This is a genomic window from Phocaeicola vulgatus ATCC 8482 (assembly GCF_000012825.1).
GTDB lineage: Bacteria > Bacteroidota > Bacteroidia > Bacteroidales > Bacteroidaceae > Phocaeicola > Phocaeicola vulgatus.
Genome location: NC_009614.1, coordinates 2,202,571 through 2,219,532, shown reverse-complemented (window position 1 = coordinate 2,219,532; position 16,962 = coordinate 2,202,571). Strand labels below are relative to the sequence as shown.

16 protein-coding genes are annotated in these 16,962 nt (G+C 40.1%); 8 read left to right on the top strand and 8 right to left on the bottom strand.

Annotation, left to right across the window (positions count from 1 at the left end):
* Positions 1 to 16: 16 nt before the first annotated feature.
* From BVU_RS08760 to tnpB, 5 genes are all read right to left on the bottom strand, one after another.
* Entirely contained in the window at positions 17 to 1,378 is a 1,362-nt protein-coding gene (locus tag BVU_RS08760; protein ID WP_011965287.1) for an LPS biosynthesis flippase, read from the bottom strand.
* A gap of 26 nt (positions 1,379 to 1,404) precedes the next feature.
* Complete coding sequence (locus BVU_RS08755) at positions 1,405 to 1,782, bottom strand: hypothetical protein (protein WP_011965286.1); 378 nt, start codon at positions 1,780 to 1,782, stop codon at positions 1,405 to 1,407.
* Positions 1,775 to 2,332, bottom strand: a complete 558-nt coding sequence (locus BVU_RS08750) for a UpxY family transcription antiterminator (protein WP_011965285.1) — start codon at positions 2,330 to 2,332, stop codon at positions 1,775 to 1,777. Before BVU_RS08750 ends, BVU_RS08755 begins: the two co-directional genes overlap by 8 nt.
* A gap of 314 nt (positions 2,333 to 2,646) precedes the next feature.
* Positions 2,647 to 4,260 (bottom strand): IS66-like element ISBvu4 family transposase, encoded by a 1,614-nt coding sequence (locus BVU_RS08745; RefSeq protein WP_011964728.1) that lies wholly within the window; start codon positions 4,258 to 4,260, stop codon positions 2,647 to 2,649.
* Between the two features lie 68 nt (positions 4,261 to 4,328).
* The gene (tnpB, locus tag BVU_RS08740) at positions 4,329 to 4,838 is read right to left on the bottom strand and encodes an IS66 family insertion sequence element accessory protein TnpB (RefSeq protein WP_008671451.1); all 510 of its coding nucleotides are present in this window, start codon (positions 4,836 to 4,838) and stop codon (positions 4,329 to 4,331) included.
* Positions 4,839 to 5,090: 252 nt separating this feature from the next.
* On the opposite strand from tnpB, the gene BVU_RS08735 reads away from it, so the two are divergent.
* The 8 genes from BVU_RS08735 to BVU_RS08705 all read left to right on the top strand — a co-directional run bounded on the left by BVU_RS08735 (position 5,091) and on the right by BVU_RS08705 (position 10,654).
* Complete coding sequence (locus BVU_RS08735) at positions 5,091 to 5,834, top strand: hypothetical protein (RefSeq protein WP_011965284.1); 744 nt, start codon at positions 5,091 to 5,093, stop codon at positions 5,832 to 5,834.
* Between the two features lie 471 nt (positions 5,835 to 6,305).
* Positions 6,306 to 7,229, top strand: coding sequence for an IS1595-like element ISBvu2 family transposase (locus BVU_RS08730; protein ID WP_011965283.1), 924 nt, complete (start codon positions 6,306 to 6,308; stop codon positions 7,227 to 7,229).
* The gene (locus BVU_RS22520; RefSeq protein WP_007855667.1) at positions 7,219 to 7,374 is read left to right on the top strand and encodes a hypothetical protein; all 156 of its coding nucleotides are present in this window, start codon (positions 7,219 to 7,221) and stop codon (positions 7,372 to 7,374) included. The genes BVU_RS08730 and BVU_RS22520 overlap by 11 nt, the downstream gene beginning before the upstream one ends.
* Positions 7,375 to 7,691: 317 nt before the next feature.
* Positions 7,692 to 8,420 carry a hypothetical protein gene (locus tag BVU_RS08725; RefSeq protein WP_011965282.1) on the top strand — a complete coding sequence of 243 codons (729 nt, stop codon included), beginning with the start codon at positions 7,692 to 7,694 and terminating at the stop codon, positions 8,418 to 8,420.
* A 4-nt stretch (positions 8,421 to 8,424) separates the two neighbouring features.
* On the top strand, positions 8,425 to 9,018 hold the full coding sequence (locus BVU_RS08720; RefSeq protein WP_011965281.1) for a hypothetical protein: 594 nt from the start codon (positions 8,425 to 8,427) through the stop codon (positions 9,016 to 9,018).
* Positions 9,002 to 9,463: a hypothetical protein gene (locus BVU_RS08715; protein ID WP_241510259.1), complete on the top strand. Its 462-nt coding sequence runs from the start codon at positions 9,002 to 9,004 to the stop codon at positions 9,461 to 9,463. Before BVU_RS08720 ends, BVU_RS08715 begins: the two co-directional genes overlap by 17 nt.
* A gap of 493 nt (positions 9,464 to 9,956) precedes the next feature.
* Positions 9,957 to 10,433: a hypothetical protein gene (locus BVU_RS08710; RefSeq protein WP_227193995.1), complete on the top strand. Its 477-nt coding sequence runs from the start codon at positions 9,957 to 9,959 to the stop codon at positions 10,431 to 10,433.
* On the top strand, positions 10,430 to 10,654 hold the full coding sequence (locus tag BVU_RS08705; RefSeq protein WP_016271351.1) for a hypothetical protein: 225 nt from the start codon (positions 10,430 to 10,432) through the stop codon (positions 10,652 to 10,654). The genes BVU_RS08710 and BVU_RS08705 overlap by 4 nt, the downstream gene beginning before the upstream one ends.
* Before the next feature lie 445 nt (positions 10,655 to 11,099).
* Here the strand turns inward: BVU_RS08705 and BVU_RS08700 are convergent, their stop codons facing one another.
* The 3 genes from BVU_RS08700 to BVU_RS08690 are packed head-to-tail and all read right to left on the bottom strand — an operon-like array spanning position 11,100 to position 16,848.
* Positions 11,100 to 12,035: a glycerophosphodiester phosphodiesterase family protein gene (locus BVU_RS08700; protein WP_011965278.1), complete on the bottom strand. Its 936-nt coding sequence runs from the start codon at positions 12,033 to 12,035 to the stop codon at positions 11,100 to 11,102.
* A 4-nt stretch (positions 12,036 to 12,039) separates the two neighbouring features.
* Entirely contained in the window at positions 12,040 to 13,443 is a 1,404-nt protein-coding gene (locus BVU_RS08695; protein WP_011965277.1) for a RagB/SusD family nutrient uptake outer membrane protein, read from the bottom strand.
* A gap of 12 nt (positions 13,444 to 13,455) precedes the next feature.
* Positions 13,456 to 16,848, bottom strand: coding sequence for a SusC/RagA family TonB-linked outer membrane protein (locus BVU_RS08690; protein WP_049764179.1), 3,393 nt, complete (start codon positions 16,846 to 16,848; stop codon positions 13,456 to 13,458).
* Positions 16,849 to 16,962 lie beyond the last annotated feature (114 nt).

Genomic DNA, 16,962 nt, shown 5'->3' with positions numbered 1-16,962 from the left:
ACACAATCGAATTTAATTATTCAAGCCAAATCCCTTTAGCCTTATTTTTTATGATTTTCCAAATTTGCATCCGACCTACAATTGCTTGCAGAGCAAAAGCTACGACAGGAACAATCAAAACTCCATTCACACCATACTGCTTACAACAAACATTTATCAAAGGCAAAGCCACAAGAGCCAATATGATATAAACCATCAACTGTAAACGTACTTTACCCGTTCCATTAATAAGGTACATATATACATTCCCCCCCATTTGAAACAAAATATATACAGCCATACATACGGATAAAGAAAAGGGAACAGATACAGAATTGCCCACCCACCATTGATACAAAAAATTAGAGCATAGCACCATCAAAATAAGGACAGGAATACATAGTAACCATAAACATTCCAATTTTCTTACTATTCCTCCCATCCAACTATAGTCTTTTTTCACATACGCATCCGTAAAAGCCGACCAAAATGGGGTAAGAACAATCACAAACACCATATTAAGCACATTAAAATATTTATAAGCAATATTATATTGCGTCACAGCTTCTGGACTCTCTACTCTAGACAAAATAATATTAATGAACTGGAAGATAAATAACATGGAAATCATGATAACAAAAAACTGTCCTCCCAATCCCAAAATCTTTTTAGTCAACGAAAAACGAATATAGTGCAATGACGGTGCTACAATCTTATATCTCCCTCCACAAAACATGATAAAAGAAATTAAGACTAACAAAAGACACGGCACTCCAGCAAATGCAATTGCCAATACACTCAAGCTTCCTGTTGTATTTTTCGTCAAAATATAAATACAAACAAAGGCCAAAACTTGTCCTCCGGTCTGTATCAGTGAAGCCAGAGCAGGTTTCTGATCAGCAGTCAACATTGTGGTAAAAACACTGGCTACAATATTGATGCAAAAAAAACAGGCCAGCAAACCAAACACGATATGAAGCTCCTCGTTATAAACCGCGTCAATATTCAATATACTACTCCAGTTTAGGTATTTGTTCACCATCAAGGTTATCAATAGAATAACAGAGAACAACAGAAACAGTACAGCATAAGTAGTACTGACATATTCTTTAGCCAGTCTGATATCCCCCTTCGCTTTCGCTTCTGCAAAACGGTTACGAAAACCATGAGCAAACCCCAAGTCAAAATAGGACAACCAAGCTATAATTGAACTTAAAGTCAGCCAGATTCCATATTTTGTCGGATTAATATAATCAATGGTCAAAGGAACAACCTGCAATGAAATCAAAATACTGACACATTTCAAGACTAATGAAGCTGCGATATTTTTCTTTATGATAACGCTACGTTCATTACCTTTTGTAAAATAAGAGTAAATTTTAGATCTTATATTAACCATATAGTCTTTCTATACTAACTACTACTTCACAACACTTTCTTCACCGCCTGAATATGCCACCTATGATAATTTCCATTCAAAGCAGCCGGAGAAATAGACAGAACCTTATAATCAGGTTTGTCGTGATGAATAATATGTTTCCGAAAATAATCATCAGCCTCATCATGTGGAACAGAAGCCATCACGACATATTCAGGATAACCGGAAACCATGAACAGACTAATCTCACATCCCTGAAAAATATTATCCACCCGAAAGGCTGATCTTTCAAAAGCCACCCAGTATGTACCTATATTATAAAGGTGGATGAACTTCCCGTTGTTCCTCTCTCTCTCCAAGATATCCTTATGATGATCCTTTATCAGCATCTGAAGCCTGATTCCTGCCGGTAAAGCCTTAGTCATGATTTCTTTTCTTCGGTTCCTCAATTACTTCTATAAGATCAGGTGAGAGTGTGGCCATTGCAAGAGCCAGTATACCCTGCAAGCTGATAACCACTCTCCGGTCCCTGCTTCCCTTCACTTTCACAAAAACTCCCTCATATCCCTCGAACTGTCCTCCTGTGATTCTGACTTTTGTTCCCTTTCTTAAGTTAACCTCATCGGGACTGAAAAAAATAATCTGTTCGTCATAAGTACCTGCCACAGCAATGAAACGCCTCATCTGCTCATCGGGAACTATGATCTTCTCACCGTTACGGATATCCATCATATACTGAAAATAGGGGATACCATACTTTATTCTCTGAAGTTCGGACTGGGTTGTATGGACAAAGACAATATCACGGATTACAGGAACAAGTTCACGTCTCCTGTGTCCATTTTTTAAATGGATTTCATAACGCATCGGAATAAAGCTGTTGATTCCTTTCTGGTCAAGAAGTCCTTTGATTTGCATGCCTCTGCGATAAGTAGCACGCATCGCAAACCATTGCATTTTTTCACTTGAGTACATAATTATGGAGCATTGAAACACACCTATATTTCTGTATTTCAATTACTTAAGAAGCACTGTCTAAAATTACCGGAAGAACTGAACTCTTCCGTTTACATAATGTTTCGATCTTTTCAGGCAACAAAGATAAGAGTATTTTGATTATCCTGCAATAAAAGCGTATAAAAAATAGGAAAACTTGTTTTTTAAAGAATAAGACACTTACATTAACAGAGGTAAGCATTCGGCCTCGTGCGTGTTTCTCTCCAAGTTATAATAAAGTCAAAAGCCAGACGAAGCATGTCTGGCTTTTGACTTTATTATAGCTTTCCTGTTTATCCTTTCCAATTAAATGGCAGTAAATCGGTGTAATCGTTTTTCTCTTCTCTTTCTTTCTCCTGTACCCTAATCAGCACGTCCTGCATCCATAGTTTTGGGTTCACCTTATTTTCCCTACAGCATCCCATCAGTGAAAAGAAAATTGCCGCTGCATGTGCTGCCTCATGTGATCCGGAGAAGAGCGTATTTTTTCTGTTTAAAGTCAACGGCCTTATAGAACGCTCCACCGGATTATTGTCAATGCAGAACTGTGCGTCATTGACATATCCGGACAGTTGTTCAAAGCGTGTGTACATATAGAACATGGCCTTGGCAATAGGCGATTTATCGACCGTATGTCCATATTCCTCCTTGCACCATTTTTCCAGTTCTTTGATAATAGGGTACGATTTTTCCCGGCGAAGCTTTACCACCGCCTCCCCTTCCAGATGTTCCATTCTGATTTTCTCCTCCACGGCATACAGTCCGCCTATTTTTCCAAGTGCATGCCTTGCTCTGGGAGGGTCATTTCCTTCCGCTTCCACAAAGTTGCGCCTGACGTGCGCCCAGCAGCACAGATGCAACTTTCCGGGTAGCGTGTCGAACTTGTCATATACTGCAAAGCCGTCACTCTGTACCACCCGGACCTGTCCTGCCAGCAGTGTGTCTATTCCGCTGCTGCCACGGCCCTTGTGATATTCAAAGAAGGGGGTATGGAACCGGGGCAGATAGAAGTTCCACATATACCCGCGGTGAAGAGCACCGGGCCGGTCGCTTTCAAGTACGGGATGGGGTGTCTCATCGGCCATGACGTAATAGCTGTCCTTGACCAGTTCACGAAGTTCATTATAGATTGGTTCCAGACGCTGTGCGGCAGCCATCATCCAGTTACTTACGGTGGAAGGACTCAGATGGATTCCTTCACGCTCAAAGATATCCAGCTGTCTGTGCAGAGGCAGGTGGTCGTAATATTTGGCGGTAGCAATGTGGGCCAGTACACTTTCCGAGGCATTGCTGTGGGGATGTGCCATTACGGGCATGGGAGCGGTTATGATACGACCGTCGGCGAGCCGGTATTTAGGACGGATGATGCGTTTCACATAGAATCGGGCGGGACTGACAGCATACTGTTCGCTCACTTCCTCTCCCAGCTTCGTCGCTCCCTCCAACGAAAGGCCTTCCGGCATGGGAATGATAATCTCCTCACGGGGAAGGGACGGGTCGATGGGCTTACGGGCGTGGGGAGTGATCTTTTTCGTGAAGCTTTTACGGAAACGATTGTAGCCATTCTCCGATGTGACGGATTTCCCAGCGGTTTTCTGTTCTTCCGCTACCGGGTCATTGACATCGGACGGAGACTCGAAACAGATGCTCAGCTGGCCGGCATCTTCGGGAAGATGACGTTTTTCACTGGATTTACCCCATAAACGGCGTGTCAAGTCAGCCAATTTCCATCTCAGATCGGCAATGACGGCTGTACAGGCCGAGATTTCTTCGACCTGGCGGGAATACTCCTGCAAAGAGGCTTCGTATTTTCTCTGAAGTTCCGCATGCTCCTTTTCAAGGCATTCATGTTCCTTGCGCAACTCTTCGTACTCTTCCAAAGTAAGGGTAATAACCGGTTCTTTCACTGTACATCCACTTTTTATTATGTGGCAAAGTTATCAAAATAAAACTGCACGGCTTATAGAATGGGGAATTACTTTTCAACTGTTTTCCGATACTTTTTAACAGTAAGCAGCTCATTCAGGCGATTCCAGGAAATTTGAAGAAAATCCTTCTTCCGTTCCTCCTTTTTCAAGAGGAAAGAACCGCGATTCAGACGACGGCATTCCAGACGGTATTCGTCGTCGCACCGATAAAGGATATGCAACCTGCTACGGGAGCGGTCGGGAAAAATATGACAGCTCTGCTCTGACACGCAGGAACCCGTGTGTCGGATGACCTCGCCACAAAGACCGTCAATACCTTTATGGAAATTACAACCTTGGGGATAAAGGTAATAAGACCAAAAAGGACTGCTGCGGAAAAGGCCAAGACCTAAAGGGAGAAGTAGGTCCTGAGGGGAATGGATACCAAGGCTGGAAGACGAAACTTTATAACGACGGCCGCCATCAAATATGAAAAGAACAGAATCAAAATGGTTAGACTCGGAAAAGAGAGTACGTAGTTTATCACTTTCGCTAGAAAATTCTAATACTGAACACATAATGGATTAAGATTATAATGAAGCCACAAAGGTAGGAAGGAAAAGAGGGGAAAAAAACACGCACGAGGCCGAATGCTTACTAACAGAGGGTAAAAAAGAGAAAGAACAAGCCATGTCCACCCCGGATTGCATAATCAAACAGCCAAGGAATTCCATTCAAAAAAACGCAAATATGAAATATTTTTTCTATCTTTACAAAGACTTGAAATAAGACATATTTCAAAACTATTATTAATTTGATAAAAGAACAAAATGAAAAACATTCATGAACTTGAGGACGATCTACGGGAACGCTGGCTGAAATCCTATCCCGATGACGAACGGAAAGCATTCTGTTTTGACGGACTATGCTATAATGGAGAAATTTACAATGATGGTAAGAATGCACACCAAGGTAATGAGGAGAAACTTTGGAACAACACCGACAGACGCATACTCTTTCTGATGAAGGATACAAACAACAATTCAGACAGTGATTACAGGGAATGGCACTGGAGAAATATAAATCACAATTTTTTCAACTGCATATTTAAATGGCTGGAAGGATTGTCGAGAATAAGCAAAGATTTTATTCCCACAATGGAAAATGGAGATTATGCAACCGTACCCAATGCTGTTGTTACGAAATATCCGCTTGCCATAGTCAATATCAAAAAAATTTCAGGAACTTCATTCGTCTCAAACAAAACATTGTACGAATATGCAAACAGGGACAAGGCTTTCTTACAGGAGCAGATACGTGACATCCTTCACCCCAATATCATAGTATGTGGAGGAGGAAAAGGCACGGTTCTGAATATAGCCAAAAGCATAATATATGAGAATGAATCATTCAGGGAAATAAATTATTTCTGCCACTATAGCAGGAAACTGAATATTCTGCTGATAGACAGTTTTCATCCGTCAGCAAGAATAAACAGTTACTGGAAAATAGAGGATATGATGCTGAAAGTTCACGAATTCATTCTAGAAACCGATCCCCCATTTATGAAGTAAAGCATTCACATCATATAATACACTACTCAAGATTTCATAAGGACATACTGCATCATATCATAGTTGGTCAGTTCCTTGATCGTACTGAAATGGTTACGCCGGAAATCATTTATATAACGTTTATGTACAAGAGCAGTCAGAATCACATCAGCAGAAATATCCTCAGTTATTGAATCCAGCAGTCCGTCTATCGTATCCGGATCATAATCTCTTCATATGCCATCTTATTTTTGGGGACATTTACTGAATATCCCTAATGTTTATTTTCAATAAATTTTGGCATTAAGGAACAAATGGACACTTGATAAATAAGTTATAACAAAATGTTATAATTATATATTTTCTGATTGTGTCAAATCAAATTTATAAAGTTATATAACATAATATTACATTCTATCTTTTCTTTGTATTTATTTGCATATTTAACTTTTTATCGTTATATTGCAAAAGAATCAAAGAAAAGGAGGCTGTATGAAAAAGTCAATGAATTTTCTAGAGTTTATACAGATTGTAAAGGATGAAAATGCTTGTTATGATCTGTACGAACAATGGAAATGGGGTGACAAAGTTGTTTCTCCATTTGATCCCACCTCCAAGGTTTATAAGTGTAAGAACCATAAGTATAAATGCAAGAATACAAACAGGTATTTCACAGTAAAAACAGGAACGTGTTTTGCAAATAGTAAGATTCCTTTTACTAAATGGTTCTATGTTATGTGGTTATTTGCTCAAGGGAAAAGAGGCATATCTTCCTATCAGGTATCTAGAGATATTGATGTTTCTCAAAAGACCGCATGGCGTATGTTACATAAGATACGTAAGGCTATGACAGGAGAAAACGACTACTATCTTGAAGGAGAAGTTGAGATTGATGAATCATTTGCAGGTGGAAAAAATGCAAACCGACATAAGGATAAAAAAGTGGAGAGATGCCAGGGGAGAAGTTTTAAAGACAAAGTTCCTGTTTTTGGACTAATAGGCAGAAATGGGGATTTGGTTGCCAAAGTAGTAAGCGGAACAGGTTCATCCAAGCTGCTTCCAATTATAAGAAAGTATGTTGAAGAAGGAAGTACAATATATACTGATGGATGGGATTATGGCGAAGTATCCGAAATGTACAACCAAATATCTGTAGATCACGGGCGTAAATATTATGGTATTACTTATTACAATGATAATAAAGAAACGGTGATGATTACTACCAATACGATAGAAAACGCTTGGTCTGTTTTCAAGAGGATATACGCCACATATTATCATATAAGCAAGAAATATATGCAACGCTATGTAGATGAATTTGTCTTTAGATTTAATACCAGAAAACTTAGCGATTCTGACAGATTTAGATTACTTTTGCAATACTTAGATATAGGAGATTACAGATATGCAGGATGATAAGAAAGAAAAGCCAAAGGACGAAAAGAAAAAGAAGAATAAATACATCGTAAAAGATGGAGATGGGAACATCATGGATGTGGAAGTTCCTGAATCATGGATAAAGATTCTGGAAGCAATGAATAAGGGGGAAAAGAAAAAATGAATACCTTTTCTGAAAAATTATCTATTTTTATTTAGTTAAACAAATATGATTTATTGCGTAAAACAGTTGGATATATTAAATATTATATCTAGTACGCTGGTATAATAAAGTAGAAGAAGCAGGGGTGCATTTCCAGCTGGGACAAAGCGTTGGCAGCAATGAAGTTCTGATTAATCGGGGTGAAACAATTTAAGCACTTCATACTTTTAATTGGAAAAAGATTGTTAATGAAGCCAAATCGTTTAGAAAGGTTTAGAAAATCATGCTTGAAAATTTGTGTGTATGATTACAATTGACTAATTTCGCAACCTAAAATTATGGTTATACAAAATCCATATTCGGAGATTCCTCACAAGGTCTTTAATCGGACTTTTCTACAGGAAGTTTCGGCAAGTATAAAATTTGTCGAAACACCTTTGTTGAATAATAAAGAAGCAATAACTCATTTCTTGAAATCAAATTTTGGAATAATTGAATACTTTCCGGGAACCCTGACAGTTGGAGGAATAACCTTATCAGCCGAAACGGCAGTTGAAAGATATAATTTCTCAACTACTTCTGCATCGTTAACACTCGATGCCAGCATCTATCGGTGCTATAAAGTTACTTTGGCTCCTAAAATGAAACGCCTTGTTGAATTTTTAAAGGCTTTAGGAATTGAAAAAATAGAGGCTTTGACAATCTCTAAGAAAAATTTGTTTAAAGCGACTTCTCCCAATGCTTATTCTTCATGGAGATTTGCGTTACATGAATCTTTTAAAGATGAAAGTCTCAGAGAGCTTGCTGCTAACTCATCTGTTAGTGACAAACCGTTTAAAATAACAATTGAGGGGGCTGGAAAATTTGATGGGGGCGAAGTTCGTGTACCTTTTTTGGTTGAAGTTGTTGATAAAGATAATTTCTATTTTCAAATGGATTTAATAGGAACTGTTTATGATATTGACACTAAAGATATAATTGCGAACGCAGATGTATTGAATCATATTATATTCAGTGCATTTTGTAATATGGTTTCAGATAAAACGATTAATTTATTGCAGCAATAATATTATGGAAACAACTGATTACACTTTTTTATCTCCAGCATCTTTGCCTAAGGCTAAAAAGAGAAAGGTTGTAACACGATTTGTCCTTGCTACTATAGTTGCAGTTGCTTGTACGTCTGATAATGTTGAGACAAGTGATGTTTCCAATAGTGATTTGGTTAGTGTTAATGATATTGTATGTCCTGTAAAGATTGAACGTATAGAAAAGGAAATCTTGACTTTTACAGGTTCTTATTCTGAAAAAGAAAAGATGCTAGGGAAACTTTCTAATTTTTTCTGTAAATTGAACAAAGAGGGTTGGGATGGTTACAATGCCTTTCCCATAGAACGAGATTCATACTTAAATGCCCGTAAAATAGTAATGGATACCCCTGATTCGATTCTTCGGTTGTGGAATGTCTTTCCGTCACCTAACGGCACTATTTCCTTTGAGTTCAAAGAACGAGAGATTGCGGCAATGAGTGTCGGAAACAAAGACTTCTCGTATGTTGCCATGAAAGAATCAGGAGATTCTATAATGGAACAGAGGGAATTTAATATAGATAAAGCGGTTGAGGCTCTCATTGCTATGAGCAACCTATTTGGCTATTTTACTTAATATGGCTCAAACATTATACGATGTTGATGAATCAGAAGAAGTTGCCCGTATCCTTTTTTCTCCAACAATGGTTCAAGAAGGGAGGATAAGCCGTAATGCGTTTTTCTTAGAACAATTACGCAGTGGTAAATGGGAGAAATATCTATCCGTATGGCGCACTTTACACAAGACTCCCACACGAGAAAATGTGACTTTTCCTCCGCGCACTCCTGGCGATGAAGTGTTTGGATATGCAACATTAAATGTTGGTATTATTCATACTCAGGATATAATGGATTGTACGGCAAGGGTTAAAAGGAACGTGGAGGATGAAAATCATTATCACGTAGGTATTTTCTATGAGTTAGCTCAACAGCCGATTGTAGGAAAATGTGATGCAGTGTCATTTATGGCTCTCACAATGGCATTAGCAAACAAGGCTACCCTTATTCCTTTTCCCAAATAGAAAATAGTGTTTTGGAAGTTGCTAAATAGAGATAAGGGTGCACAAGGACTATTTATTTAAATGACTTATCGCCTTTTCCCATTCTTTATATACTCCATTCATTGTCATTTTGTTAAGATAAATATATGTATCCTTTAGTAACTTTCAATGCCTCTTCTTCTGTATCAAACATTAATGTTGATTCATGCTCATGGCCATAGCAGATAGATTTAACACTTATCTACCATTTATAATTGCCACTTCCATAATCATCGTAATTTCATTGTATAAAATGGCTCTATAATATCTTTGCACCTGTTTAATTTTGCAATTTTATTTTACTAAAAGCATATTCTTCAAATAGTTAACATTACATAAAAATAACTTAGATTTAATGCGATAAAAATATAAGTTTATATTTTTGTGCAAAAATTAATATTATTAGATTATGCACAGCCGAATTTGTTTATTATGCGCCTCTTTACTTATAGGTGTTTCTGTCTATGGACAAAGTTTGAAAATAAACGAAGTAGACAAATTTTCCAAAGAGAAAAAAGTATATACTTCTTTTGAAAAAATATCTTCTGAATCTGTAATGATGGTATCTCCTATTGGGAAAAACATTTGGTTACGTTTTGCACATGATCATGGATTGGATTTTGCCCAGTTAAGATGGTGCAGTAAAGAAGTCTTATCCGTTGATTCTGATGCTGATATTGTATTTCTTGACAAAGATGGAAATACTTACAATTTTAAAAACAAAGATTATACTTTATCTACACCTGGAGGTGGGGCTGTCGTTGCTTTTGGAATGAATCTGCTTGGAGTTGAATTAACTTTGATTGGAAACTGTTCGGTTTTCAAAGATAAAACAATGACTGCTATTAGGATTTATACCAATGATGGATATTACGATTTTGATATAAAAGAAAAGAACGCAAAGAAACTAATTAAGACATATTCACTATTTGAAAAAGCATTGAAAAAATGAAGATTGTAAAATTTGGAACAGCAGCATTAATAGCCTTTGTTGGATGTGTTTTAAAAGTTTGTATGTTAATTATCGGACTGTTTAATTTTAGTATAGTAACTCCAACAATAAATACTATAGCAGATATTATTTCTTATTCTCTCATTGGATATTTCTTCATTATATTATATCTAAAAATAGGATGGAAGATAAATTGGGATCAAACTAAAAAGGGAGCATAACTACACTCCCTTTTTGTTATCTTAGCAACTTGAAATATGGAACAAGTATAACCATTTGTTATAACGATTTGTAATGGTGTCCATTTGTTCCTTAATACCTAAATTTTAAACAGCTTCTTAGGGGCTGATTTCTTTCGCGAGTACTAACTACAATCAAACCTTAGGGTGCACATTGTGTATTTCTGCGGATGCTTACCTATATCGGTTATTACGAAATGCAGGTTACAACAGTACGCCTAGCATCTATGGAACCAGCCAAAGAAGAACATCCGCACACAAAACAGTCGTAGCCAATTTAAAGAAAGCAGGCAAGGGTTATCTTCAGGATATAACCACCACCTGCTTCCATTAATGAACTTTTTCACAAAACAGTCAAACGTTCATTGTGAAAAGTGTGTGTATCAACATCCTGTATCAGCAAACAGGATGACATACATCTGTTATCCTAATCATCCGATGGAAATATACGCCTGTTTTCTACGTTGAGATAGCGAATCAGGTCGCGAGCAAAATTAGTTTCGATTACTCTGAACCCCTTGTCAATGAGCCACCCCCACCCTTCTGACGGACGAGAAAACACGGATACATAATCGCTATGTTCTGCAGTATGGTTGTTCCACGTAGCAGCTACGAACAGTTTGCTGCCTGAGGCCTGTACTTTAGGGATAAGCGAATAAGTCGTCGTGTTACAATCTTTAAATCGGAACTGAAAGGCAACCGGTGATAGCTTGTCGATATATTCATCTACGTATTGTTCAAGATCAGGTATCCGGTCATCAACGACAGGGCAAAAGATTACTTTCTCCAGACAATCCCCAAAAATCCGCTTGGCTTTTTCATAGGGCCAGTCAAGTACAAAGATCGTCTGTTCCAAAGCCTGGGTGCGCTCCAATACATGAAGCAGTTTCTTAACCATGTATCCTGATTCATGGCCAGGCAAATCGTATCCAGCCTTGTCCAAGTACAAGAAGATTTTACCCTTAGCTACCTGGATGTATTCTTCGAGGGTAGGTACCTTGCACTCAGTGGATGCCCCCCAGTTGTCACGTAGGTTCAATTCCTTGATTTCTTTTAATGTAAGATCTGCTATCTTACCCTCTCCATTGGTCGTTCTATCAACGGAATGATCATGCATAATGACTATGTTGCCGTCTTTGGTCAAATGAACATCGGTTTCGACAATATCACAACCCAATTGTATAGCATGTTGAAGGGCCAGTAGAGAATTTTCTGGAGCGAACACACCGTCAGCCCGATGTGAAGCTACCCAAACATAGTCTCCGCATCCTTTAGAACGGAAGACTTCTAGCTTTGTAAGCGTTTGTGCTGAAGCAAAGGTACACAAACCAAACACAGCAGTAAATATGATCAATCTCTTCATATTATCAATATCCAGGATTTTGAATCAATTTGTTTGCACTCGCATCAATTTGGTTTTGAGGAATCGGGAACAGAAGCTGATGCTGTTTGGCGTCAACTTTCAGTACGGATCCTCCATTGTTGGCATTAACCGTTTCCAATGCCTTGCCGGTACGGACCAGGTCAAACCAACGATGATTTTCGAAGGCTAACTCAAGACGGCGTTCCAAAGCTAATGCGTCACGAAACTTTTCCTGTGAATCCAGTTCAGAATAGGTATATATTTTAGCATGACTACGTGCACGGACCTTGTTCAAATATTCCAAAGCCAATTCATCACCGTAACTCAGTTCGTTCATGGCTTCGGCAGCCATCAAAAGCACATCGGCATAACGGAGTACAATGATGTTAAAGCCTAACCCTCCGTTGCTTCCTTTGGTGTCGTGCCATTTATACAAGCGCATTCCCTGTGTGCCCATATCAATAACTGAAGCAGCCTTGCGGTCATCCGGATGAGCATCGAACAATTCGAGCAGGCTATGGGATGGAAGGTTGTTTACATCACTGCCAGCTTCCAGAGGATCACCTCCATAATACCCCTCATCCTGAAGGACTTTATCGAATTGCACTTCAAACAAAGACTCAGCATTATTCTTGTTCTCTACAGAAAACACATCAGCAAAATTCGGAATCAGCGTATACATACCACTGTTGATGATATCCTTCAGGCATGCCAATGAACTATCCCACTCGCTGAGTGTGAGATGGACTTTGGCCAACAAGCATCGTGCTGCGCCCTTCGTCACTCTTCCGATATCAGCTGGTCCGTATTGAATAGGCAATGCATCCACCGCGAATTCGAGATCCTCTTTTATCTGGGCATATACTTCTTCAGGGCTAGCCTGTGTGTGGCTGAATGCGTCATTTACGTTTTCGACCTCTTCTGTAATCAGCGGCACATTTCCCCAGATACGGACAATGTTGAAATAGGTCAACGCACGAAGGAAATACGCTTCACCCAAAATCTGGTGTCTTTTCTCTTCCGGTATGCTAGTATTCTTCTTGGTCCTGGTAATGACGAGATTAGCTTTCTGTATACCGCTATAGCATGAAACCCATGTGCTTTGCAACTGGGCATTGGTTTCATCAACCGCAAAGTTGTCAAATGCAGCATAGCGCCCCCCATTCTGGGTTGTGTTCAAATTCCACGTATTATCGGCCGAAACTTCCATGAAGGAAGCAAAGCCAATGCCACCGTACTGGTTAGTAGATTGGAGCTCACTGTAGGCAGCTGCCAAGCCTTGCTGCATTTCGTATTCGTCATTATAAAAGCCGTCTGCAGTAGATTGCGACAAAGGTTTCAGATCTATAAAGTCATTACAAGAAGAGAGCGAAATGACAGATATTATCAGTGTAAAGAATTTTTTCATGGTTACTTTGTTTTAAAATGAGACATTGAGACCAAAGGTGAATGACTTGGATACAGGGTAATTACCGAAATCTTCGCCGGCAGTAATTGCACTACCTCCCTTATTTGACACCTCGGGATTATACCCTGAATAGTCAGTAAATGTAAACGGATTTGTAGCCGATGCATATAAACGAATCATATTAATCCCAAACAGGTTACGAAATGTATATCCTAAGGATATACTGCGGATTCTAATAAATGATGCGTCTTCGACATGCCATGTGGATGGTCTGGTATGGCTCTTGGTTCCGTAAGCCCATACGCTGCGGGGAGCCTTGTCCGTGCCATAGATTTTGAGGTTGTTACCCCATGCTTCAGCCAAGTACCTGTGGGTGGCATTGAATATCTTTCCTCCATGCTTACCTTCCAATCCGAAGCCGAAATCGATATCCTTCCATCTGAATGTATTGTTCAGACCCCAAGTGAAATCGGGATTCGCGTTACCTATGATTGTACGGTCATTGGCATCAACCTTGTTGTCGCCGTTGATATCTGCATAGATGAAGTCACCTACCCCCTGTTTTTGGCCTTCCAGGTGCGGGGTAGTATCAAATTGCTCCTGAGATGTGAAAATGCCGTTTACCTTATAGCCATAGAACGAGCCCAAAGACTCTCCTACCTGAACGATATAGGAGTCGTCATTCAATCCGCTGCGGAACAATATCTGCTCCTGCCCCGGACCGAGTGCAAGCACCTTGTTCTTGTTGGTAGAGAATGCAAAAGATCCTTCCCAGTTCAATCCACACGCAAATGACTGATTGGTGGAAAGCATGATTTCCAGACCTCTATTTCGAATCTTTCCGATATTCTGTAATGCGGATGTAAAGCCAGAAGTAGCAGGAACAGTTACGTTAAGAAGCAGATCACGTGTCTCAGACTGGTAAGCATCGATAGCTATGCTCAGTTTACTGTCGAACAAGGAGAAATCGACTCCGAAGTTTGCTGTCGATGTGCTTTCCCAGGAAAGGTCCTGATTGGGAGAATTTCCCGGTGCAAAACCCTGGAAAATTCCGTTCCCCAAAATATAATTGTTAGAAGCCAAGACAGATGTACCCCCGTAGTACGGTATATTGGCGTTGCCGGTAATACCATAGCTGGCACGCAACTTCAGATTATTAACCAGTGCATTTTCCGGATAGAACGCTTCTTTGCTGATATTCCAACCTGCTGAAAGAGACGGGAACCAACCCCATCTAGTGTTTTTTGCAAAGCGTGAGGAACCATCCCTTCTCAAAGACGCGGTAAACAGATATCTATTACCGTAGGAATACATGACACGGCCCAAGAATGAAACCATAGCAGCTTCCTGTCCATAGCTACGTCCTTTTGTTGTTGCCGCCGCATTTATGGTCGTCACATTGTCATTGGGAAAGTTCATGCCATGCAGATAAGTATATTCGGACTTTTCTTTCTGGGCTGAGAAGTTCAACATAAAGTCCAAACTATGATCACCGAAATTCTGATTGTATGTCAGGTTCGTCTCGGATATCCAGTTAAAAATACTTGAACGAGTATCTTCACCCACGTTATAGGTTGTTGTAGGTGCAAGCTCATAACGAGCAGACAAGCCCTTGGGGCGATAATACTCTCGGTGCATTCCTATACTTTCGACCCCAAAAGAGGTTTTCAGCTTCAGGTTATCCAGCAGACTGTATTCCAAGTCAAGATTCCCGTTGAAGGTACGCGTCGTGAGTTGATTCTTTACCATGGTAGCCAATGCTACCGGATTCTGTATCTGAGCCACATTGACCCCACCTCGGTTCTCAAGCAACATCAAATCTGTTGCCAATGTACCGTCCTGGTTATAAATCGGCAAATTGGGGTGATACATCAATGTCGTAATAACGAGCCCTTCACGAGACCAGGCATCCTCTGAACGCACGAGCTTGTTATCTGATTGAACCGCACTCATACGCAAGCCCATTTTCAGCTTGTCCGTAATGTTTGCGTTCAGGTTCGTACGCAACGAATAGCGCTTCATGCCAGTATTGATGATGATACCATCCTGGTCTGTAAAATTGCCGGAAACATAGAAGTTCATACGTTCATTGCCCCCACTGACATTCAAGTCATAATTCTGCTGAAACGCTGTACGGTAAATTGCGTCCTGCCAATCCGTATTGACCAAGCCTTGCTTTCCCTCAATATAGGGAACCATGTACGACGGGTATTTGTGGTTGGGATTGGTGCGCATTTCCATCGGGTCATCCGGATTACCACCGGCAAGCTGATACGCCATGTCGCGAGAATCCTTGGTAAAGTTGGCCAATTCGTAAGCATCCATTACATCCACCTTTTTGGTAATCTGTGAAATACCGGAATACATGCTAAAGTTCACTTTCGTCTTGCCGACCTTACCTTGCTTGGTCGTGATGATAACTACACCATTGGAACCGCGCGAACCATATATCGCCGCTGAAGCTGCATCCTTGAGCACATCAATACTTTCAATGTCCGCCGGATTAATCATCGACAGAGGATTTGATCCATATTGGAACCCTGTACTTTCGCCCTGCATGTCAGCACTGGAGGAACTACTGCTGAGGGGAACGCCGTCGACTACAATCAACGGCTGGCTGGAATAGTTGATTGAATTGGAACCCCTGATCTTAATATGAATGCCAGCACCCGGTGCACCGGTCGCCTGCTGGATGTTCACGCCCGGCATCTTTGATGCAAGCGCCTGGTCAAAACTGCAGACGTTCATATCCTGAAGGAGTTTGGAACCTTCCAGTTTGCTGATTGCACTGGTCACTTTCGCACGAGATTGCTTGCCATAGCCTACCACCACAACCTCTTCGATGAGTTCGGAATCCTCGGACATTGTGACTATCATTTCGGATAGAATATTTGCTTTCAGCGTCATTTCTTTATAACCGACATATGAAATTCTTATCCGATTCTCCGATGACTGGATAGTCAGCTGAAAAGCACCGTCAATGTCTGTAATCGTACCATTATCGGTACCTACCTCCATCACAGTTGCTCCGATAATGGGCTCCCCATCCATTCCGACAACCTTTCCCTTAACCGTATAGCTTGTTTGCTTGGCAGTTGTGGTAGAAACGTTAGTAAGAATGATCCGCTTATCCAAGACTGAAAACGTCACATCGGTTCCACGAAAAACCTTTGTAAGGATGGTATTCACATCTTTTGCATTATCAGTCAAATGGACCACACGATCCAAGTTAATGTGATTATTGCTGTAAAAGAAATCATAGTCCGTCTGTCCCTCAATCATGTCAAGGATGGACTGTACAGTGTAGGCTCCGGGGGCAACCGAAACCTTAGCCTTCTGAGCCTGAATGTTTGATGCATTGGACAAACTTAATGCGCAGAGCAAAAATAACGCACTTGTCTTCATACGCAAAGATAAATTCTTTAACAATGGGTTGAATGAACAATTGTCCCGTTTTGATTGGACAAATAGATGTTTTTTCATAATTTTGTAATGTATTTGATATAAAAAAAGGTTTTC